Source organism: Frankia sp. AiPa1 (assembly GCF_023243075.1).
Taxonomy (GTDB): domain Bacteria; phylum Actinomycetota; class Actinomycetes; order Frankiales; family Frankiaceae; genus Frankia.
Genome location: NZ_JALKFZ020000184.1, coordinates 39,519 through 60,381 on the forward strand (window position 1 = coordinate 39,519; position 20,863 = coordinate 60,381).

Consider the following 20,863-nt stretch of genomic DNA (forward strand, 5'->3'; position numbering starts at 1 on the left):
CAAAAAGGGGTAGCCCGGACGAAGGACCCACGAACCGACAGATTGGGCGTCACGAAATACACCCGGCATGACACTGAGCGCAACCACGCGGACTTCGGCTCGGAGCCCCGACAGGCCGGGCCCCGAACGCCCCGAACGCCCTGGACGCCCCGAACCGGCCGACGTCTCTTCGCCCAGACAATGCAGGCGGCCGATACCCAGGAAATGACGCGGGATAAGGCCAACGACAGCCATCCGGTCACGCCCCGGATCGCACGCCGGGATCCAGCGCAATGGCGCCCGAGAAATACCGTGGACGGAACGACCCGAGATATCCCGGGCCCGGTGGACGAACCCGGGATATCTGGCCGACGGCCGCGGTCAGTCCTGCGCGATGGTTGCCCACAGCCCGTAGGCATGCAGGCGCGTAGCGTCCGCTTCCATCTCCTCCCTGGTGCCGGAGGCCACCGAGGCCCGGCCCTTGTGATGGACGTCGAGCATCAGCTCGTGAGCCTTCGTCCGGCTATAGCCGAACAGCTTCTGAAACACGTACGTCACATACGACATCAGGTTGATCGGATCGTTCCAGACGATCGCGACCCACGGCCGATCGTCGTCGACGGACTCGTCGACCTCCTCGACATCGAGAGGCGACACGGCGGTAACAGACACGGGTCCTATTGTTACCCGTTCTCCGGCGCAGGCAATCGGACGGACGACCCGAGTCGGCGGATCCGCACGTCAGACCAGGTGACGGGCGCGTCGCACCCGACACCCCACACCCAGCCGCGCACCCGACCGCGGGCACTGTCGCCCCCACAGGCCAGGCTGGACTGCGAGCACAGGCACAGGCGCGGGGCCGCGGGGGCGGGCGCAGGCACAGGGCGCAGGTCAGACGGAGCGGCGCAGCAGCGGCGGATGCAGGGCGGTCGCCATTCCCCGGCGGTACAGCTCGGCAGGCCGCCCGCCGCCACGCGTCGAGGTGCGCCGACCCAGCGCAACGACGAAGCCGGGAGTGGACAGCACCTTGCGGCGGAAGTTCGGCGGATCCAGGGCCACTCCCCACGCCGCCTCATAGACCCGCCGCAGGTCAGCAAGGGTGAACTCGTCCTCGCAGAAGGCCGCGGCAAGCGGTGTGTACTCGAGCTTCGCCCGGGCTCGCTCGACGCCGTCCGCCACGATGCGCCTGTGGTCCGGCGCCAGATCCTGCTCGGATCGCCGGCTCCGGCCAGTCCCCGCGTCCCCGTCGAGCTCCACCTCGTCGACCGGCCGCCACCAGACTGGACCGGCCTGCGACGGCACGGTCCCCGGCAGGTCGGGCAGCAGGGCAAGATAGGCCACGCTGACCCCGGAGACCCGCGGGCCACGGTGCGGGCCACCGTAGGTGCGCAGCTGCTCGAGATGACCGGTGCTGGTCACGCCGGTCAGGCGGGTGAGCTGCCGGGCGGCGGCGCGATCGAGGTCCTCGTCGCCGTCGACGAACCCCCCGGGCAACGTCCAGACCTCGGCGTCCGGCCGCCCGGTCAGCAGCACGCACAGCCGACCCGCACGCAGGGTCAGCAGGACCAGGTCCACGCTGACGGCGACGGCGGGCGGCGGCACGTCCCCAGTGTGGCCGGTCAAAAACGATCAAGACTGGCCGGTGTGGGCGACGGGCAGGCAGGGCTGGCCGAACCGCACATCGCCAGCGCCGCGTGGCAGGGCGGCGAACGCGCGGGCGTGGTGCTCGCGGGCCCGCTCGGTGCCGGTGCGCCCGGTCAGGCCCTCGTCCGCGAGCTTTCCGCCGACGACGAGGTGACGTAGCAGCTCCCGGTCCCGGCCGCTCTCCGTCACCCCGCCGGCCACCGGCCCGCCCGCACCGCCTGGCCCGGTCGCGCTGCCGGGCGCGGTCGCGTCGAGCGCCACCGTCGGCGCCACCGGAAGCACGATGTCGGCCACCGCACGCCCGGCGGGGTCGTGACGGCGCAGCACCCGCTTGCGGCCACCGCGGGTCCCCTTGCCCACCGACCGTTTCGCCACCGGGGCGCCATCCACCTCGACGAGCTTGTAGACGAAGCCCGCCGTGGGCGCACCCGACCCGGTGACCAGGTTCGTCCCGATGCCGTAGCCGTCGAGGGGAGCGGCGGCGAGCCGGGACAGGGCGTGCTCGTCAAGGTCGCCGGTGGCGACGATCCGGGCGCCCGGCGCGCCGAGACGATCGAGCTGGCCGCGGGCGGCGTGCGCGAGCGAGGCCACGTCGCCGCTGTCGATGCGCACCGCTCCCAGGTTCGGGCCGGCTGCCGCCACCGCCGCGGCGATGCCCTCGGTGACGTCGTAGGTGTCCACGAGCAGGGTCGTCCCGGCGCCGAGCGCGCTGACCTGGGCGGCGAACGCGTCGGGTTCGCTGGGATGGACGAGGGTGAACGCGTGGGCGCTGGTGCCGACCCCGGGCACGCCGTAGCTGCGGCCCGCCTCCAGGTTGGAAGTGGCGGCGAACCCCGCGACATACGCCGCGCGGGCGGCGGCGACGGCGGCCGCCTCGTGGGTGCGGCGGGAGCCCATCTCCAGACAGGGCCGCCCACCTGCGGCGGCGACCATCCGGGCGGCTGCCGCGGCGATCGCGCTGTCGTGGTTGAGGATCGACAGCACCAGCGTCTCCAGCAGCACCGACTCGCCGAAGGTTCCCTCGACGACCAGGACGGGAGCGTCAGCGAAGAACGGCTCGCCCTCAGCGAAGGCGTGGATGTCGCCGCGGAAACGGTAGTCGGCCAGCCACGCGGCCGTGGCCTCGTCGACCACGCCGTCCGCCTGCAGAACCGCAAGCTCCGCCGGGCCGAAGCGGAAGTCGGCGAGGGCCTCGAGCAGCCGTCCCGTCCCGGCGAACACGCCGAACCGGCGCCCGGGGGGCAGAGCACGGGTGAAGACCTCGAAGACCACATGTCGATGGGCCGCGCCGGACCGCAGTGCGGCCCGAAGCATGGTCAGCTCATAGCGATCGGTCATAAGCGCCGTGGACACCCGAACAGGGTAGGGACCCCACCCGGCCAGATGCGCGCCGAACGGCGGCCGGGGATGCCCGCCGCCGGCGGCGCAGCGGCGGCAGGCGACTGCGCAACGTGACGTTCGCGCCGCGACGGCAGGGTCGGCGCCGAGTAGCGGCAAGGCGGGGAGCAGGACGGCCCGATGAGGGCGAACGGCCCGATGAGGGCGAGAAGATGAGGGCGAGAAGCGGAGAAGGGCGTTGAGAGGGCCCAGATCGGCCGCACCGAGAACGGAGGCAGTAGGTGGATTGCACGGGGCAGTAAGGGCGCCGCGGGTCGCTATGCGATCGTCTTCACTGTGGACCACAGCAATGCCGGCATCTTCCTCGTCGTCGTCGGCGGCGCGTTGCTTGCGCTGCTGGTGTTCGGCGCACGCGCGGGGCGCGGCATCGCCGGGGATGTCTGGGGACGCATCCGCTTCCTGCGGTGGATACTCGCGGCGATCATCATTGTGATCATCTGGGATCTTCACGATGGTCTGCCAAACCAGTGAGGCCGGCCGGTGGGGGTCACAGGACGCCACCAGACCGCCCCGAAGGGGAGTGGTCGATTTATGTCACTGCGCTCGCAGATGCCCGACTCGTTATGCTCACTTCGCGTAACACTTTTGTCGGACGAGAGGACAGCAGGTGACTGGTCACACCTGGCTCTGGACACCGCCGCGGTCCGCTCCCGCCAGCGTCGGCGTCGGCCAGCTCCTGAGGGCCTATCGGCAGGCCCACGGGCTGACGCAGCAGCAGTTGGCCGATCGGCTGGGCTTCGACCAGTCGTACGTGTCCAAGGTCGAGAGCGGCCGGCGGGCAATCCATGACATCTCGACGCTGCGTCACATCGCCCGGAATCTGGCGCTCTCCCCCGAGGACGTCGGGCTTGCCCCCGGTGCGATGGCCGACCGCCGCCGGGAGACCGCCCCGCGCAGCGCCGCCGCCGAACAGGTCGCCGCGAGTCAGCGCGCCTGGCGGCTGACCCGCGACCATCTCAACCACCACCGGATCAGCCTGGCCCGGGCCGCGGTGCGGCTCTACCCGGAGACCGATCGGCTCGGCAGCGGGTTGCTGTCCCGCCCGGGCTGGGTGTGGGACCGGCCGGTGAACATCGACGACGTCGTGCTGCGCTGGCGGGACGACGTCGTCGCACCGCTGATCAGGGGCGACGAGCCGGAGACCGCCGGCAGCCGTCCCCTGCTCGCCGGTGCGGGCCCGCAGTCCCGCTACCAGCGCTACACCCGGGCGATGCGGGACCTGGACCGGCCGACCCTGTTCGAGAACCGGCTGAGCTTCCGGCTGCTCGACATCGGCGGTGACGGAACGGCGGCCGCGGGCGCCACCAACCGCCCGACCCTCGACTTCGGCCACACCACCTACTTCGACGCGGTCGACGTGTGCGAGACCGTGGCGCACGAGGCGGCCGCGGCGATGGCGAGCTCCGGGCTGTCCTGGCCGGCGTTGCCGTTTCGGGCCCGCATCGGCAGCCCGTTCGACTTCGCCCGCCGGGTGGCACTGCCCTCCATCAACACCCTCACGATCCGGCACGACCGCGGCGGGCAGGCCAGCTTCTTCCTGCACCGGCGCAGCGCCGGCTCCGTGGCCACCGCGGGTGGGGTCTACCACGTGATTCCCGCCGGGGTGTTCCAGCCGTCCGGAATCACCGCCGTGCACCATGAGGCCGACTTCGACCTGTGGCACAACATCATGCGGGAGCTCAGCGAGGAGCTGCTCGGCAACCCCGAGCACGACGGCAGCTCGTCGAACCCGATCATCTACGAGACGGACGAGCCGTTCCGCTCCTTCGAGCAGGCCCGCCGCGCCGGAACGATGCGCGTGTCGTACTTCGGCCTCGGCCTCGACGCGTTGACCTTGTTCGGCGAGATACTCACGGTCGTGGTCATCGACGCGGACGCCTTCGACAAGCTCTTCGGCGGCATGGTGCAGAGCAATCCGGAGGGCTCCGTCGTCACCGCCGGGCCCAACCGGGCCGTGACCGAGGGCATCCCGTTCACCCACGCGGCGCTGCGCCGACTCATCGACACCGAGCCGATCGCCCCCTCGGCGGCGGCCTGCCTCGAGCTCGCCTGGCGCCACCGGGAGACCCTGCTGCCCGGCCTGCGGGTGCGGGCCGGCGCCTGATCCAGGACGGGCTGATCCGGAAGATGCGCGTACTTGTCACCGGCGCGTCCGGGTTCATCGGCGCGGTGGTCACGGATGCCCTGGCCGTCGCCGGCCACACGGTGACGGCGATGGTCCGCGACCCGGCCGCGGCACCGGCATTCGCGCCGCAGGTCGAGGTCGTGCGCGCGGACCTGCTCGACCCCCGGCAGCTCGCCGCGGCCGGCATCGCCCGTGGGTTCGACGGGGTCTGCCATCTCGCCGCCCTGACCCGGGTGCGGGAGTCGCGCACCGCTCCGCTGCGTTACTTCCAGGCGAACCTGACCGGCACCGCCAACCTGCTCACCGCGCTGGAAGCCGGCACCGAACGCACGGGCGTGGCACCCGCGTTCGTGTTCGGCTCCAGCTGTGCCGTCTATGGCAACATGGACCTCACCGGCGTGCCGGAGAGCCGGCGGCCGGACCCATCCAACCCATACGGCGCCTCCAAACTCGCCGCCGAGCGTCTACTCGGTCACCAGGCCGGCACGGGGCTCATCGGTGCGGTGGTTCTGCGTTCGTTCAATGTGGCCGGTGCGGTCGAGGGCCACTTCGATGCCGACGACAGCCGGATCGTCCCGGCGGCGATCGCGGTGGCCAGCGGACGGCGCGACGTGTTCCGCGTCAACGGCGACGGGCGGGCGCTGCGCGAGTACGTCCATGTCGACGACATGGCCGCCGCTTACCTCACGGCGCTGCAGCGGGCCGCGCCCGGCCGCTGCGCGATCTACAACGTCGGCAGCGGCGTGGGGGTGAGCGTCATCGATGTGCTCGCCGCCGTCGGCCGGGTCAGTGGGCGCCCGGTCCGCCGGGTGCACTGCCCGCCGGTCGCCGAGCCCAGGGCGCTCATCGGCGACAGCCGGCGCATCCGGGCCGAGTTCGGCTGGAGCTCGCCCCGGTCGAGCATCGAGCGGATCGTCGCCGACGCCTGGCGCCATGGCCGGGCCGCCGGAGGCATCGGTGTGCCCCCGCGCCAGCGCAACGTGCCGATCATCACCTGATCGACCCGCCCGTCCGACTATATGATCATGACTGGCTTCCCCGACCCCGAAGGGCTGGCTGTGATGAGGGCGGCTGACGAACCTGGGGGCCCACGGCCCTGCCACGTCTATGACTACGACGGCGACTATCTGGGCTCGTTCACGAGCTGGTCAGCGGCGCACGAGTGGGCGCACCTGCAGGCGGCGATGGGCGGCGTCCTGGGGCCACTGGAGGTCGAGGACCGGCGGGTGGGGCAGCGCCGGCGGGTCTGGGTGGACCGCTGCGCGAGCCTCGGCGCCGCGGCCACCGCCGTGCTGTGTGACGTGCTCGACACCCCCGCCCACGTTCCCGCCCAAACCCGCCGCCCCGGCTGAACCCGCAGCTCAGGCCGGCGTGGGCCGGCGGCTCGCACCAGCGCGGCGTGGGCGGTCCAGGCCGACACGGGCAGTCACAGGCGCTGTTCAGGCCACCCCGCGAGTTCGGTGCCACGCGGCCCGAATCACACCGGCCCGCGGTCACGGTGGCCGGGAGCCGATCAGACCCCTGTGCACGGTGCGCTCCGGGCTGCGCCGGCCACGCGGCCGGTGCCCGGGCCGAGGCCCATCCGGCCTGGGTCGACATCACGGCAGATCCCCCGCAGACTGTCCGTGAGCGGACATAGCGTCCGGCTCACCGCGCAGGTTGATTTATCCTCTGAAACCGAATGCGACGAAGCTTCCCGTGCCGCCGGAGCTCGCCGAGAACATCCGTGAGCCACCCGACGACATGCCCGTGCAGCTCCGCGCACTAATCTGACGTCTGCCGTGACCCGGATCATCTCCCGGGACGGGCGGTCAGCGGGGGAACGCCCGCACGGCCGACGACGAGACGCTCCTGGGGGAGACGAAAGTGGACGAGCAGACCGCTGGGACCGGCAATTCGCGGCCCACCACGCGCCTGGTGGTCGACGTGGTCCGTGCGCTGCGGGGATGGGTGGTGGCGGCGGCCGGCGGTGTACTCCTCCTCGGCTGCTACCTCGGCGTGTCCAAGCAGACCGACGTTGCCATGCAGCTACCCTACGTGGTTTCCGGCGGATTCGGCGGGCTGGCTCTCGTGTTCATCGGCAGCGCGCTGCTGATCGCCGACCGGGTCGAGGCGACCCACTCCGCCCAGGCCCGCGTCGCCGGCCAGGTCGACGACCTGCACTCGCTGATCATCGCCGCGGCCACCTCCGGCCTGGAGGCTGAGACCACCGCCAAGCCGGGGATCGAGGCCTACCCGCAGCAGAACGCCTACGCGGGCACCCCCGGCACCGCGCCCAGCCGGCACGGCTGATCGGTGACCAGCATCGACCTGGGGCTCGCCGGCATCTCCCTCGGCGCGATCGCCGCGCTGTCCGGCATCGGCCTGCTGGTGACCTACCGCACCAACGGGGTGCTCAACCTCGCCCAGGGCGGCATCGCCACGCTGGTCGCCTACATCTTCCGGGAGATGGTCGTCGAGTGGGGCCTGCCGATCTGGCTGGCCGCCATCCTCGCTCTGGCCGTCGTCTCCCCCGGCATCGGCCTGCTGCTCGAGCGGCTGGTCTTCCGTCCGCTGGCCCGCAGGCGCGCCTCGGCCGCGGAGTCGTTGGTCGCAAGCCTCGGCGTGCTGGTCCTCATCCTGGGCATCACCGCGGGGATCTGGGGGCTGGGCTCGCGCAGTGACGCCCCGAGCCTCTTCCCGGCGCACTCGGTGCGGCTGTTCGGCGACACCCGGATCGGGGTCGACGCGCTCGCCGAGCTGATCATGGTCGTCGTGTTCTCGGTCGTGATCGGCCTGATCGCCGCGCGCACCGCGTTCGGCCGCCAGATCCGCGCCGTCGTGGACGATCGCCAGCTCGCCGAGCTCTCCGGGGTGCCCGCCGACCGCGTGGCCGCCGCCGGCTGGGCCGCCGGCACCACGATGGCGGGCCTGACCGGCGTCCTGCTCGCGCCCCGCTTCCAGCTCACCCCCTACGGCCTCACCCTGCTGGTGCTGGAGACGTTCGCGGTCGTCGTGGCCGCCCGGCTGTCCAGCCTGCCGGTGGCGATACTCACCGCGCTGGGGATCTCCATCCTGCAGAGCGAGCTGCGCCAGTTCACCCTGGACGGCGACGCCGGGCAGATCCTCACCGTCCTGCAGTCCAACCTGTTCATCGTCGCGCTGTTGATCCTGCTGTTGGCCGTGCCGAAGCTGCGCGAACTCGGCAGCGGGGACTCCGGGGCGACGAGCAGCTTCTCCAGCCGCGGCGCCCCACCGTCCGGGCGGGTCGGTCAGGCCCGGTTCCGCCGCGACTACCTCGGCAAGCTCGGCGGGTTCGCGCTGCTGCTCGCGCCGCTCACGTTCGCCCCGTCCGACCTGCGGTCGGCCTTCCAGGTGCCGGCCCTGGCCCTGATCTTCCTGTCGATGGTGATCATCACCGGATACAGCGGCCAGATCTCGCTCGGCGCGGCGGGTTTCGCCGGGCTCGGTGCCCTGCTCTCCCTCAAGCTCGCGAACGGTGACCTGTTCGGGCTGCCCGCGCTGCCGGGCATCTGGGCGATTCTGGTCGGCGCCCTGCTCGTCGCCCCGGTCGGGCTGATCACCGGCTACCCGGCGATCCGCCGCAAGGGGCTCACCCTGGCATTGACCACCTTCGCGGTCGGCGCGGTGGTGAGCCGGTTCGTCTTCGAGCAGCCGACGTTCGCCAGCCGCCTTTACATCGACCCGCTGACGTTCTTCGGCCACGCGCTGAACGACAAGGCGTTCTACGTCCTCGAGCTGCTGTGCCTGGGCCTGGGGCTGCTCCTCGTGCGCAACCTGCACCACGGGCGCCTCGGCCGGGCGCTGCTCGCCCTGCGGGACAACTCCGGCGGTGCGGCGGCCGTCGGCGTCGACGTGCGCAACCTCAAGCTGCTCGCCTTCACCGTCTCCTCGGTGGTCGCCGGGCTCGGCGGGGCGCTGCTGGTGCACTCCAGCTACACGTTCTCCGCCGACGATTTCGCCCCGCTGCAGAGCCTGCTGTGGTTCACCGCGGTGGTGGTGTTCGGCGCCGACAGCTCCGCGGGTGCGATCGTCGCCGCCGCCTTCATCGTCACGATCGACGTCCTGGCCCCGGACGGCTCCTCCACGCTCGCGGTCGGCATCCTGGCGCTGGCGCTCGGCTGGATGCCCGGCGGCCTCGCGTCCGCCGTGCGCGGCGTGCTGCGGCTGCTCGCCCAGTACCTCGCCGACAGCTTCGTCGACCCGAACCAACGGGCGCCCCGGCCGGTGCCGGTACGCATCTCGGCGGTCGGCTACCTGCCGGCGACCACTGGCATCGTCGGCAACACCGGGCTGCCCGGCATCGGGGCGACCCTGGGCGCGGCCCGGTCGGGTCACAACCCGGCCTGGCCGACACCCGCGCGCCCGTTCGCCCGGACCGCGGGCGTGCCGGCGCCGACCCCGTTCGGTGCCGCCCTGGTGTCCGCCGTCCAGCAGTACGCGGCGGCTCGGGCGGCCCAGGTCAGCGCCAGGGCGGGAGCGGGGTCGACGACCGCCACCGGGCCGGCCGCCCTCAGCGGGCCGCTGGCTGACGCTGGTTCAGGGACACGAGGTCCGCTGGGCGCCGCTGCGACCCATACAGCCCGGGCGGACTCGGCGCCGTATGGGCCGGGCTCGCCCACCCAGGGAGGTCGGCGATGAGCCGCGGTGTGCTGCAGGGAGTGGGCCTGGTGCGCCGCTACGGCGGCCTGACGGCGGTCGACCACGTCGACCTCGTCGCCCCACCCGGGATGATCACCGGCCTGATCGGGCCGAACGGCGCCGGCAAGTCGACGCTGTTCAGCCTGCTCACCGGGGTGGAACAGCCCGACGAGGGCCAGGTGCTCCTGGGCACGACCGACATCTCCACGATGCGCCCGGACATCCGCTCGCGGCGTGGCCTGGTGCAGACCTTCCAGGTTCCCTCCCTGTTCACGAGCCTCACGGTGGCCGACAATCTGCTGGTCGGCGCCGAGAACCGCCGCCGGGACTATGCCGGCGGCCTGCTCGGCCTGTCGGCGCAGGGCCGGAGCCGGGTCAGCCGGACGGTGGCCGGTGTACTCGAACGCACCGGCCTCGCTCCCAAGGGACCGGTCGACCGGGTCGTCGAGGAGGTGCTCTCGTCCCTCGGTCTGTCCGACATCCGGGACACGATCGCCGGCACCCTGCCGACCGGGGCGCTGCGGCTGGTGGAGTTCGCCCGGGCGCTGTGCGCCCAGCCGGACATCCTGCTGCTCGACGAGCCGGCCAGCGGCCTGGACAACGCCGAGACCGCCAAGCTCTCCGAGCTGCTGCGCCAGACCGCCGCCCGCGGGGTCGGCATCCTCATCGTCGACCACGACGTCGATCTGATCTTCTCCGTCGCCGACCAGGTCTACGCGATGGTTGGTGGTCGGGTCGTCGCCTCGGGCGACCCGGGGACGGTCCGCGACGACCCGACCGTACGGTCGGTGTATCTCGCCCAGGCGCCGCTCGCCGCCGCCGGGCACGCTCGGGAGGGATCATGACCGCGGTCACCGCGGAGCTCGAACTGTCCGGCGCCCGCGCCGGCTACGGCACCGTCGAGGTGCTGCACGGCATTGACCTGGCCCTGCCCGCCGGGAAGGTGACGGCCCTGCTGGGCACCAACGGCGCCGGCAAGTCCACCACCCTGCGGGTGCTGGCCGGCCTCATCCCGCTGCGGTCGGGCACCCTGACCTGGCGTGGCGAGGACATCACCCGGATGTCCACCGTCGACCGGGCCCGGCGCGGGCTCATGCTCGTCCCCGACGAGCGGGCCGTCTTCGCCACCCTCTCCGTCCGGGACAACCTGCAGATCATCGCGGAGACCAGCGGACATCCCGACATCAGCCCGGCGCTGGAGTCGTTCCCCCGCCTGAAGGAACGGCTCTCCCAGCGCGCCGGGTCGATGTCCGGCGGTGAACGCCGCATGCTGGCACTGGCCCGGGCCCTGCTGGCCCGCCCGTCCGTGCTCATGGTGGACGAGCTGTCCCTCGGCCTGTCCCCCAAGGTCGCCGCCGAACTGTTCGACTGGCTCGCGACGGTGGCCGCCTCCGGCACGACCGTCCTGCTCGCCGACCAGTACACCGAGCAGGCACTGGCCATGGCCGACCTGGTCTACGTCCTGCACCGCGGCGAACGCTCCTTCGTCGGCGCCCCCGCCGAGTTCACCACGTCGGCCTCCACCACCGCCGCGCCAGTCTGACGGCCGCCCTCAGCCTGACGGCAGCCGCTCGGGTTGGCGGCCACCCTTGGGCTGACGGCCGTCTCGGATCGAGGGCCGCCTCTTCCTGGTGGCCGCCTCGGACTGACCACCGCCTCGAACCAACTGACCACCGCCTCGAACCAGCAGCCGCCTGCCTCAGCATGGGCGGCTTCGCATGATGGTTGATCATGCGAAGGGCGGCGCGAGGAGTGGGCCGCTACCCGCCGTGGCCGGCAGGGGCGAGGCTGATGGCGCGTCAGTTCAACACGCCTAGCGCGCCCGACCACGAACGTTGGCGGTGGTGAAACGACCGGCGTCACCGCCGGTGTTCACCCTCGACCCTGTTGATCACATCTCGGGTCGCTGATGGGTCGTTCTGGTAGAGCAAATCGGACACGAAACCGGTAACTCGGACCATGCTGGTCCTCTGTCACGCAGATATCCAACAAATCAGACACAAAGGTCGGTCCCTCTGAGTGATTGCAACGACCGTTACGGATCGTGGTCAGCGCACTCATGCGCTGACCACCCCCGGCCGCACACTGCGGCGCTACGGCCTGCATCCCGAGATGTGCCTGGCGCACGACAACGGGCCCCGATCGGGAACCGGCGCACGGGGGGCCGGGGTCCGAGCGGGGCCCTGTCAGCCCAGGCGGATGCTGGGCCGGATGGTGCTGTACTCGTGGTGCGGGGGTGCGGGGGTGCCGTGCGGGGGTGCTGCCGTGCCGAAATCAGCCGCTGCCGGTGGAGTGCGCGTCAGCCGGCGGAGTAGGGCAGGTTCGGGACGTCGAAGCAGTTGGTGTTCATGTCCTTGACCTGGCTGACCCAGCCGCCCTTGCCACCGTTGGCCGAGTCCTGCCAGCGGGTGACGTTCAGGCAGTTACGTTCGTGCGTCGGAGGGGTGGGGGCGTGGACGAACACGCGGTTGGTCGGGATGAGCAGGCCGCCCGCGCTGTAGCCCTTGCCGTTGTTCATGAACGCCTCGACGCACTTGCGGGTGACGTCCGCCCCGCAGGACCGGATGGCGTCGGTCAGCCACTCGGCCGACGTGTAGCCCTCCATCATCCACAGGTTCTCCTTGGCCACCCGGTCGGGCGCCGCGGCCTGCAGGTCCTTCTGGTACTGAGCGACGGCCGGGATCGACGTGTCCGAGTAGTTCGCGGACCCGTTGGTCGAGTAGATCAGATTACGGCAGGTCGGCGACGCGCTGTAGATCTGGTCGATGTTGTTCGCCATGCCCTGCGCGGTGGCCACCTTGGCCTGCAGCGGCATCTTCTGGCTCTCGATCGAGTTGCACAGCTGCGCGTTGCCGCCGTCGTCCATCGCGTCGAAGACCAGTTGCACGCCGCGGCGCTTCAGGTCGAGCACGGCGGAGTCCCACGCCGGAGCGCCGAGGTTGATCTCTTCCTTGACGACCGTGTAGCCCTCCTTCTGCAGGCCATTGATGATTGAGTTGGCGTACCGCTGCGACTGGGCGACGTTGTAATAGACGACGCCGGCCACGTTCGAGTGCAGGTTTTCCTTGAACCAGCGGTCGGTCTCGGTCCCCGCGTACAGCGTCCCGTTGTAGCCAGGCCGCCCGCCGTCCCGCGGGTAATAGCTACCGTAGATCGAATACAGGTGCGGGTACTGGTCGTAGGAGTTGTCGATCGGCTGGCCGCCGATATCCGGGACGCCCTTGGAGTTGATGTACTGGGCACCCGAGTAGACGAAGCTGGTCACGCCCGCCAGCGCGAAAACCTTCTGGTCGTCGACGAGCTTGTGGGCGCAGTTGACGTTTTCGTCGCCCGAGCCCTTGTCGTCACACTCGACAAAATTGATCTTGCGGCCATTGACTCCGCCGGCAGCGTTGACCGCCTGGAAGTAGGCCCGCGCGCCGTACAGCGACGCCGAGAACGTGTCAGGGCCGAAGGTGCTGCTCAGACCAGCGATCGACCCGACCTTGATCTCGGCGGGGGTGACCCCCGTGTCGGAGGCGGTGTTGTTCGACGCGCTCGTGGGCGCGTTCGATGCCGTCGAGCCGGAGCTCCCGGCCCGGCTGCCGCAGGCGACCAGCGCCAACGACGACAGGACGACGACAGCGACGAGCGACTTCGCTCGCATGGACATGATCTCCCCTGATAGATCGGTGACGCTCGACCTGCACAACCGGGTCGACGTCCTCGACACGTCGTCCTGACGGCGGCGCCAATGCCACCGCAGACTACGCACAGTTACATCATCCTGTGTTGCGGACAAACATCCGGCGCCACCAACGTCGACGCACCGGCGGCACGCTGCCGTTGTCGTCCGCCGCGCCCTCGGCTGTCCGAACGCTCACGCCGGTATCTGCCGCCCCGTCGTCCCCCGTTTCGACGCCCCCGGTTCCGGCCTTCCCGAACCGCCCGTCATCCACCGTGACCCCGCAGGCATCCACCGTGACGTCGGACGGCCCGCCGGCACTCGGCCCGGCAACACTTGGCGCCTTGCCACTCGGCGCCTTGTCGCTCGGCGCCTTGCCACTCGGCCCCATGTCACTCGACCGGGCGCCGGTCGACCCGACGCTCTGTGGCCCGATGCCGATCCGGCCGACCTCGACCGACCCAACCTCCACCGGACCGACGTCGCTGTCGGTAGCCGATGACCTCACCCCGGACCTGGCCGTCCGGACGGCGGGCTCGGACACCGTACCGCCGGCGTCGGCCGTCTGTGCTGCCGCAACACCCGACGGTGCCGCGACCACGGACGCCACGGAGACGACGGGGTCGGCGGGCTCGGCGATCGGTGCGAACGTGCCGAGCGTCGCCATCGCCTCGTCGAGCGCCGCCAAGGCCTGGCCGATCGCGGCGACAGTGTTCTCCGAGGCCTCAGGATCCACTGCCACCGGCTCGACCAGGACGGCTGTGGTGGCAATGTCCACCACCTCGATTATCTCCTCGAGCGCCTCCGCCGTCGCTGCCTCGGTCCCTGGAGGGTTGATCGACGGCCGGCCGTGCGGACGGGTCGACACCTCAGAGGTCTCAGGCGCCTCTGGGGCCTCAGGCGCCTCAGGCGTCTCAGGCGTCTCGGTCCCCCCAAGCGCTCCGGGCTCCCCGACTGCTCCGGACTCCGCAATCCGCTGAAGCTCCCCGATCTGGCTGGCCTCCCCGGATGCCGCGGCCTGACCGCTCCCTCCAGGCTTCCCGGCCAGCTCCGACTCGCCGATGACCTTGGCCTGTCCGGTTCCCTCGGGGTCCTGGTGCTCGGGGGTCAGGTCGTCGCCGGCCTTCTCTAGGGCCTCGGCCAAGGCGAGCGCCTCGGGCACCTCGGGCACCTCGGGCCCGGGCGCCACAGGTATCTCGGACACCGCCGGCTCCCCGGACGCTGCCAGCTCCCCAGACGCTGCCGGCTCCTGGGACGCTGCCGGCTCCTGGGACGCTGCCGGCTCGTGGGGCACCGCCAGCTCCTCGAGCACCGCCGCGATCTCGGCGCCCATCTGCGTCGCCGCGGGTTCAACCGCCGGGACAGGAACTGCTTCGGCGAGGGCGGCGGAATGCGCGCCGGTAGCGGGCGCGCCGCTGGCAGCCATGTCAGCGGCAGTTACGTCGGCGCCCGGCATGTCAGCGGCAGCCACTACGCCAGCCGCAGGAACCAGGCCGGTCGCGGGCACGACGCCAGCCGCGGGTACATCGGCCGAGCCAAGGGGCGCGGGAGCCGCTGCCAGGCGGTTCACGATCCGACCGGCTTCACCGGGAGCGCGGCTGAGCTGCCCCGACTGAGCAAGTCGGCGGCAGACCTGATTCACCGTGCCCCGACTCGCTCCAACCGCGGCGGCCAGCCTGCCATCGTCCATTCCCTCGGGGACCTGGGCAAGCTGGTCGAGTATCCGCTCAGCAACAGTAGCCACAAAACGGGACGCTATACGTCATCTGACGATCGGCGGCAAGCGGGGTCGCTCCATCGCGCCTACGTGTCCGTCCCACTGCGGTTGGCATCCGCTACTCCCGGCCAGCACTTACCCCGACATCGTTCACATACGATGATCAATGGAACACGGAGAGTTATATTAGGCCGAGGGCTGGTGTCGTCCGCCAGATGCCTCGACCGACTCCGCCGAGATCGCCCAGATCGCCCAGATCGCCCAGGGGATGCCCGTATGACCATCTGTGATCAGCGGCCCACGCTCGGGTCGACGTTCGACCCGCGGTCCAACAATTAGCGCGTATCCGCGGAACGGTCAGCACCTCATCCGAGCCAGGGCCGGCTGCTCAGGACATATTGCCATGCCTGTACGGACGCGCCGACGGAATGGAAATCGGCACCCCGCACAGCAGGAAGATCTTCGACATGCTCAGCACCCCGCCGACCAGAATGGGTCCCGCGGCGAGAGCCAGGAGCACCGGACGGTCGTTCCAGCCAGGCCGGGCGAACAGGTAGACGACGACGAAGAGGGCGAGCCAGTAGGCAACTCCGGCCTCCACCGGCTGGTTGAGGACTCCCGACAACCGCCCGTTGTTCAGGGCCAGCAGGCGTGATCACAAGATGGTACGGAGAAAGACCACGAAACATTCCTCCGGCCGGCAAAAAGAGAAGAATTCCGCCGTACACGACGACCTGCTCGGTTCGCATTCCACCGGCCAAATACGGACCGAATCCGGCAATGACCGCCGGGTAAATCCAGGCTTTCGCGGTGCTGGTTGGAGCAACATTCAATGGCTGGGACACCGCAGCACCATGGCACACGACCAGAGCGATTCCCCACGATTTCCAGCCCGGCGAGGAGGGCACCGCGGTCCACCCACCGCCGTTCGATTCCTCGACTGCCGGCCGGCCGAGCACCGTGCTAACCGGCCGGCTGGCGTGGTGATTGGCCGGGCCGACCACGGGAAGGTGGAGCACGGAGGCGTACCGGGAACGGCCCGGGACGCACAGACGCCGCTGCCGGACCCGCTGTGGGTGCCGGCCAAGGAGGCCGCCATGACACAGCCAGCCCCGGAACCCGGGTCGTGGAGCGTGGACGACGCTCCCCTGGAGCCCGCGGAGATCCTGGACAGTGACGAGCTGGGTTCGACCGAGGCTGGCCGGGATCCGCTCGACGACGCCTGGGACGCACCTGACCGGCCGAGCCAGAACCTGCGTTTCCCGAACACGCCGAGGGAGGAACGCGCGGGCGCCTCCCTCGATCGGCTGCTCGCCGCGGAGCTACCCGACCCGGACCCCTACCGGGAGGCCGAGCAACAGCAGAGCGCCCCCGATGGCCCCCGGGATGACCACACCCGCCGGGACGGCTCCGCCGAGGAGAGCGCTCTGCATCTGGAGTAGCCGCATCTGGAGTAGCCGCATCTCGAGCAGCCGCATCTCGAGCAGCCGCGCCTCGAGCAGCCGCGCCTCGAGCAACTGCACCCGGAGCCGGTCCCATACGTGGACTACCCTCCTCAGCGTGGCATCCGACCTCGGCGGCGTGGGCACCACGAGCCGCGCACTCGACCCGGATGGCAGGTCTGCGGCGCCGCGGGCGCGGGCGCGGACCCTGCGGATGGGGACGCAGGGGCAGTGGACGCCGCGGGCGAGGCTGGCCGGCTTCGCTGTCGTGGGCGCGGTCGCGGTACTCGCCGCCATCCGGGTGTATGCCGTCGATCCGGCACATCCAGGGCACTACCCGGCGTGCCCATTTCGCTGGGCGACGTCGCTGGACTGCCCGGGATGCGGCACCTTGCGCGCCGCCCACCAGGTGCTGCACGGTCATCTGGGGGAAGCGGCGAACTACAACCTGTTCTTCGTCGTGGTCGCGCCTATCCTCGTCGTCGGCTGGCTGACGGCGGTCGCCCGCGCCGCGGGGTGGCGACGTCCCCTGCCCCGCGTTCCGGCCCGGATGCTGCCCGCGATCCCGATTCTGGTGATCGCCTTCTGGGTCCTGCGCAACCTGCCACTACCCGGCTGCACCTGGCTCGCGGCCTGACAACCGGCGGCGCGGGCATGCGGGCAGCGGCTGGGCCAGGTCAGCGGCGGCCGAGCAGGTAGCAGGCGATGGCGGCGGTGGCAGCGACGTTCAGTGAGTCGACCCCGTGGGCCATGGGGATCCGCACCCGGGCGCTCGCCGCCGCCTGGGCCGGCGGGGACAGGCCCGGGCCCTCGGTGCCGAGCAGCAGCGCGACCCGCGCCGCCGAGCCGTCGCGGTCATCCGCGCCACCAGGCCTGTTCGAGCCGGCGGATATGCGGGCGGCGAAGGCGCCCAGGTCGTCCGCGTCCGAAGCCGGGGTGAGGGCGAGCAGGTCGAAGCCGGCCGTGCGCAGCTCACCGAGCGCGGTCGGCCACGGGTCGAGCCGGGCATATGGCACGGCGAAGACCTCGCCCATCGACACCCGGACCGACCGGCGGTACAGCGGGTCGGCACTGCGCGGACTGAGCAGCACCGCATCCATCCCGAGCCCGGCCGCCGACCGAAAGATCGCACCCAGGTTGGTGTGGCTGACGATGTCCTCGCAGACCAGAACCCGGCGGGAAGTGATGAGCAGGTCCGCCGCGGCCAGCGGTGGGCGCCGGCACATCGACGCGAGCGCCCCCCGGTGCACCTCGAAGCCGGTGATGGCGGCGAGCACGTCCGGGCCCGCGACGTAGACCGGCACGTCCCCGGGAAGCCCCGCCGGCACCGCGCCGAGCCGCGCTGGCGAGACCAGCACCGAACGCGGCCGATAACCGGCGCGCAGGGCACGGTCGATGACCCGCTCGCCCTCGGCGATGAACAGCCCATCGGCCGGTTCCCGCCGACGACGCAGCGCAACGTCGGTGAGAGCGACGAAATCGCCGACCCGCGGGTCGGCCGGATCCTCGATCTGGATGGGGCCGGGGCCCGGGCCCGAGCCGGTGACAGGACTGGTGACAGGACTGGTGCCAGAGCCGGAGACAGAGCTGGTATCCGGGCTTGAGCCGACAGCCGGGTCGTCCGGGCCGGTCGCGATGGGTGGCGAGCCGTCACCCAGGTGAAACGCGCGGGCCGCAGAATCGGCGGCCATGACCTCCTCCGCCGCCATCAACGCTCCTGTTCCCGCCGATCTGCTCGTTGTCGGCGCCGAGCTGGTCGCGACCGTGGACGCCGACCGCCGGGAGATCCGCGGTGGCTGGGTCGCCGTCACGGACGGGCTGGTCAGCGCACTCGGCGGGCCCGGCGACCCCCCGCCACCGGCGGTTCGCGTCCTGCCGGCCAGCGGCGGACTCGTCACCCCCGGTCTGGTCAACACTCACCACCACATCTATCAGAACCTCACCCGGGCCTATGCGCCCGCCCTGGGCGGCACCCTGTTCACCTGGCTGTCGACGCTCTACCCGCTGTGGTCGCGGTTGGACGAGGAGGCGGTGCACGTCTCGGCGTACGTGGGCCTGACCGAGCTCGCGCTCGGCGGCTGCACGACGAGCACCGACCATCTGTACGTGCATCCGCGTGGCGGCGGCGACCTGATCTCGGCGGAGATCGCCGCGGCGCGGGAGCTCGGGATGCGCTTCCATCCCACCCGCGGGTCGATGTCCCGCTCGGTGAAGGACGGCGGGTTGCCGCCGGACTCGGTGGTCCAGGACGAGGACGAGATCCTCGCCGAGTCCGAGCGGCTGGTGGCTCGCCATCATGACCCGTCACACGGCGCCATGGTGCGTCTCGCCCTCGCGCCGTGCTCGCCGTTCTCGGTGAGCCCGCGGCTCATGCGCGCCACCGCCGAGCTCGCCGAGTGCCTCGACGTCCGGCTGCACACCCATCTCGCCGAGGATCCACAGGAGGACGAGTACTGCCTGGCCACCTTCGGCCGCCGGCCCATCGACCAGTTCGCCGAGGTCGGCTGGGGCTCGGACCGAGCGTGGGTAGCGCACTGCATCTGCCCGGATCCCGAGGAGGTCACCCGTCTGGGGACCTGGGGCACCGGGGTGGCGCACTGCCCGAGCAGCAACATGATCCTTGGCGGCGGGCTCGCCCCGGTCGCCGAGCTGCGCGCCGCCGGGGTTCCCGTGGGGCTGGGCTGCGATGGTTCGTCGTCCGCGGACGCGGCCTCGCTCTGGTTGGAGGCACGCACCGCGATGCTGCTCGGCCGGCTGCGCCACGGCAGCGCCGCGATGTCCGCCCGGGACGCGTTGGAGATCGCCACCCGTGGTGGGGCGGGCTGCCTCGGCCGGGTCGGGGAGATCGGGGAGCTGTCCGTCGGCGCGGTCGGGGATCTGGTCGTCTGGCCACTGGACGGAGTGGCCTTCGCCGGGGCCTTGTCCGACCCGATCGACGCCTGGCTGCGCTGCGGCCCGGTGGCCGCCCGGCACACCGTGGTGGCCGGGAAGCTCCTCGTCGAGGACGGTGTCCCCGTTCATCCGGGACTGTCGGAGATGCTGGTCCGGCACCGGCAGCTTGCCGCCGGCATCCAGCGCGCGTTCGACGATGCCGGCATCACGGGCGCCGGCATCTCCGCGACCGCCCGGACGGATCCGGCCGGCGGCCCCCGATGACCAGCGAGGTTGCGATGACCAGCGACAGTCCGGCGATCAGTGCGGACGCGGCGGCCGGCGCCGCGCTCGCGGCGGCGCTCGAGGCGCTGCCCAAGGTGGAGCTGCACTGCCATGTCGAGGGGACGATGCGCGCGTCCACCGTGGTGGAACTCGCCCGGACGGCCGGCATCCCGCTGCCGACCGCGGACGTCACCGAGCTGTACCGGTACACCTCGCTGGATGAGTTCCTCTCGGTGTTCTGGCTGGTGCAGTCGACGTTGCGGACCCGGGATGACTGGGCGCGGCTCGGGTACGAGAGCGTTCTGGACGCCGCGAGGCACGGCCGGGTCTACGGCGAGCTGTTCTTCACTCCAGCCCGGCACCTCGCCGCCGGCACCGCGCTCGCCGACGTGGTCGCGGGGCTCGCCGACGGGCTGGCCGCCGCCGAGGCGGAGACCGGGTCGATCACCATGCTCATCGCCGACATCGACCGGGCGTTCGGCCCCGCGGCGGGCGTGCGGATGGTCGAGGAACTCGGCCGGCTGCGCCGCGCGAACGCCCCTGGCATGGCCCGAGTGCTTGGCGTGGGGATGGACTCCACCGAACTCGGGGTGGATCCGGCGTCATTCCGGGAGGCCTACCGGCTCGCCGCCCGGCACGGGTTCCGGCTCACCGGGCACCAGGGCGAGAACAGCCCGCCGTCGGCGATCGCGACCCTCGTCGACGATCTCGGCGCCGAGCGGGTCGACCATGGGCTGTCCCTGGTCGACGATCCGGAGCTGGTCGCCCGGTTCGCCGCCGAGCGCATCCCGCTGACGGTCTGCCCCAACTCCAACATCCGCATCGCCAACGCCTTCCCCGCCCTGGCCGCCCACCCGTTCCCGGCGATGCGCGCCGCCGGCCTGCTGGCCACGTTGAACACCGACGACCCGGCGCTGACCGACCTGGACCTCGGCTACGAGTACGCCTCGTGCGCCGCCGCCTTCGGCTACACGTTCGACGACATGGTCACGATCGCCCTGGACGGCGTGGCCGCAAGCTGGCTGCCCGCCGCCGAGTCGGCCGCCCTGCGCACCCGGATCAGCGCCGCCGCCGACGCCCTACGCCCGGACTGACCG

At 71.5% G+C, this 20,863-nt stretch carries 19 protein-coding genes; 12 read left to right on the forward strand and 7 right to left on the reverse strand.

Annotated elements, in window-relative coordinates; translation table 11 throughout:
- Positions 1-360 precede the first annotated feature (360 nt).
- The 3 genes from clpS to MXD95_RS24875 form a co-directional block, all read right to left on the reverse strand.
- On the reverse strand, positions 361-651 hold the full coding sequence (gene clpS, locus MXD95_RS24865) for an ATP-dependent Clp protease adapter ClpS (RefSeq protein WP_250643157.1): 291 nt from the start codon (positions 649-651) through the stop codon (positions 361-363).
- Between the two features lie 219 nt (positions 652-870).
- Positions 871-1,602: an NUDIX hydrolase gene (locus MXD95_RS24870; protein ID WP_250643158.1), complete on the reverse strand. Its 732-nt coding sequence runs from the start codon at positions 1,600-1,602 to the stop codon at positions 871-873.
- Between the two features lie 6 nt (positions 1,603-1,608).
- Positions 1,609-2,961, reverse strand: a complete 1,353-nt coding sequence (locus MXD95_RS24875; RefSeq protein ID WP_250643197.1) for a nicotinate phosphoribosyltransferase — start codon at positions 2,959-2,961, stop codon at positions 1,609-1,611.
- A 336-nt stretch (positions 2,962-3,297) separates the two neighbouring features.
- Between MXD95_RS24875 and MXD95_RS24880 the strand changes: the two genes are divergently transcribed.
- The 8 genes from MXD95_RS24880 (at position 3,298) to MXD95_RS24915 (ending at position 11,330) form a co-directional block, all read left to right on the forward strand.
- The gene (locus MXD95_RS24880) at positions 3,298-3,492 is read left to right on the forward strand and encodes a hypothetical protein (protein WP_250643159.1); all 195 of its coding nucleotides are present in this window, start codon (positions 3,298-3,300) and stop codon (positions 3,490-3,492) included.
- Between the two features lie 136 nt (positions 3,493-3,628).
- Positions 3,629-5,125 (forward strand): type II toxin-antitoxin system RelB family anti-toxin, encoded by a 1,497-nt coding sequence (gene relB / locus MXD95_RS24885; RefSeq protein WP_250643160.1) that lies wholly within the window; start codon positions 3,629-3,631, stop codon positions 5,123-5,125.
- Between the two features lie 23 nt (positions 5,126-5,148).
- Positions 5,149-6,144 carry an NAD-dependent epimerase/dehydratase family protein gene (locus MXD95_RS24890; RefSeq protein WP_250643161.1) on the forward strand — a complete coding sequence of 332 codons (996 nt, stop codon included), beginning with the start codon at positions 5,149-5,151 and terminating at the stop codon, positions 6,142-6,144.
- A 27-nt stretch (positions 6,145-6,171) separates the two neighbouring features.
- Positions 6,172-6,498 carry a hypothetical protein gene (locus MXD95_RS24895; protein ID WP_250643162.1) on the forward strand — a complete coding sequence of 109 codons (327 nt, stop codon included), beginning with the start codon at positions 6,172-6,174 and terminating at the stop codon, positions 6,496-6,498.
- 514 nt (positions 6,499-7,012) lie between these two features.
- On the forward strand, positions 7,013-7,438 hold the full coding sequence (locus MXD95_RS24900) for a transporter (protein ID WP_250643163.1): 426 nt from the start codon (positions 7,013-7,015) through the stop codon (positions 7,436-7,438).
- A gap of 3 nt (positions 7,439-7,441) precedes the next feature.
- Positions 7,442-9,787 (forward strand): ABC transporter permease, encoded by a 2,346-nt coding sequence (locus tag MXD95_RS24905; protein ID WP_250643164.1) that lies wholly within the window; start codon positions 7,442-7,444, stop codon positions 9,785-9,787.
- A complete protein-coding gene (locus tag MXD95_RS24910; protein ID WP_250643165.1) occupies positions 9,784-10,632 on the forward strand; it encodes an ABC transporter ATP-binding protein in 849 nt (282 codons plus the stop codon). The genes MXD95_RS24905 and MXD95_RS24910 overlap by 4 nt, the downstream gene beginning before the upstream one ends.
- Entirely contained in the window at positions 10,629-11,330 is a 702-nt protein-coding gene (locus tag MXD95_RS24915; RefSeq protein ID WP_250643166.1) for an ABC transporter ATP-binding protein, read from the forward strand. The genes MXD95_RS24910 and MXD95_RS24915 overlap by 4 nt, the downstream gene beginning before the upstream one ends.
- Before the next feature lie 756 nt (positions 11,331-12,086).
- On the opposite strand, the gene MXD95_RS24920 is transcribed toward MXD95_RS24915, so the two are convergent.
- The 3 genes from MXD95_RS24920 to MXD95_RS24930 form a co-directional block, all read right to left on the reverse strand.
- Positions 12,087-13,433, reverse strand: a complete 1,347-nt coding sequence (locus MXD95_RS24920) for an ABC transporter substrate-binding protein (RefSeq protein ID WP_250643198.1) — start codon at positions 13,431-13,433, stop codon at positions 12,087-12,089.
- Positions 13,434-13,548: 115 nt separating this feature from the next.
- Positions 13,549-14,922, reverse strand: a complete 1,374-nt coding sequence (locus tag MXD95_RS24925) for a hypothetical protein (protein ID WP_250643167.1) — start codon at positions 14,920-14,922, stop codon at positions 13,549-13,551.
- Between the two features lie 634 nt (positions 14,923-15,556).
- Entirely contained in the window at positions 15,557-15,793 is a 237-nt protein-coding gene (locus tag MXD95_RS24930; RefSeq protein WP_250643168.1) for a hypothetical protein, read from the reverse strand.
- A gap of 472 nt (positions 15,794-16,265) precedes the next feature.
- Here MXD95_RS24930 and MXD95_RS24935 point away from each other — a divergent pair, with 472 nt between their 5' ends.
- Together MXD95_RS24935 and MXD95_RS24940 are read left to right on the forward strand one after the other, a co-directional pair.
- Entirely contained in the window at positions 16,266-16,610 is a 345-nt protein-coding gene (locus MXD95_RS24935) for a hypothetical protein (protein WP_250643169.1), read from the forward strand.
- A 118-nt stretch (positions 16,611-16,728) separates the two neighbouring features.
- Positions 16,729-17,247 (forward strand): DUF2752 domain-containing protein, encoded by a 519-nt coding sequence (locus MXD95_RS24940; protein ID WP_250643170.1) that lies wholly within the window; start codon positions 16,729-16,731, stop codon positions 17,245-17,247.
- Between the two features lie 40 nt (positions 17,248-17,287).
- Here the strand turns inward: MXD95_RS24940 and MXD95_RS24945 are convergent, their stop codons facing one another.
- Entirely contained in the window at positions 17,288-18,301 is a 1,014-nt protein-coding gene (locus MXD95_RS24945; RefSeq protein WP_251078973.1) for a TrmH family RNA methyltransferase, read from the reverse strand.
- On the opposite strand from MXD95_RS24945, the gene MXD95_RS24950 reads away from it, so the two are divergent.
- Together MXD95_RS24950 and add are read left to right on the forward strand one after the other, a co-directional pair.
- Positions 18,300-19,766 carry an 8-oxoguanine deaminase gene (locus MXD95_RS24950; RefSeq protein WP_250643171.1) on the forward strand — a complete coding sequence of 489 codons (1,467 nt, stop codon included), beginning with the start codon at positions 18,300-18,302 and terminating at the stop codon, positions 19,764-19,766. The genes MXD95_RS24945 and MXD95_RS24950 overlap by 2 nt on opposite strands.
- A complete protein-coding gene (gene add / locus MXD95_RS24955) occupies positions 19,763-20,860 on the forward strand; it encodes an adenosine deaminase (protein WP_250643172.1) in 1,098 nt (365 codons plus the stop codon). Before MXD95_RS24950 ends, add begins: the two co-directional genes overlap by 4 nt.
- Positions 20,861-20,863: the final 3 nt, after the last annotated feature.

Bases quoted from the DNA above. Each gene is read 5' to 3' on its own strand.
- add (WP_250643172.1), top strand. From the start codon at position 19,763: ATGACCAGCGAGGTTGCGATGACCAGCGACAGTCCGGCGATCAGTGCG.
- MXD95_RS24915 (WP_250643166.1), top strand. From the start codon at position 10,629: ATGACCGCGGTCACCGCGGAGCTCGAACTGTCCGGCGCCCGCGCCGGC.
- MXD95_RS24945 (WP_251078973.1), bottom strand. From the start codon at position 18,301: ATGGCCGCCGATTCTGCGGCCCGCGCGTTTCACCTGGGTGACGGCTCG.
- MXD95_RS24920 (WP_250643198.1), bottom strand. From the start codon at position 13,433: ATGCGAGCGAAGTCGCTCGTCGCTGTCGTCGTCCTGTCGTCGTTGGCG.
- MXD95_RS24890 (WP_250643161.1), top strand. From the start codon at position 5,149: ATGCGCGTACTTGTCACCGGCGCGTCCGGGTTCATCGGCGCGGTGGTC.
- MXD95_RS24950 (WP_250643171.1), top strand. From the start codon at position 18,300: ATGACCTCCTCCGCCGCCATCAACGCTCCTGTTCCCGCCGATCTGCTC.
- MXD95_RS24910 (WP_250643165.1), top strand. From the start codon at position 9,784: ATGAGCCGCGGTGTGCTGCAGGGAGTGGGCCTGGTGCGCCGCTACGGC.
- MXD95_RS24875 (WP_250643197.1), bottom strand. From the start codon at position 2,961: ATGACCGATCGCTATGAGCTGACCATGCTTCGGGCCGCACTGCGGTCC.
- MXD95_RS24895 (WP_250643162.1), top strand. From the start codon at position 6,172: ATGACTGGCTTCCCCGACCCCGAAGGGCTGGCTGTGATGAGGGCGGCT.
- MXD95_RS24935 (WP_250643169.1), top strand. From the start codon at position 16,266: ATGACACAGCCAGCCCCGGAACCCGGGTCGTGGAGCGTGGACGACGCT.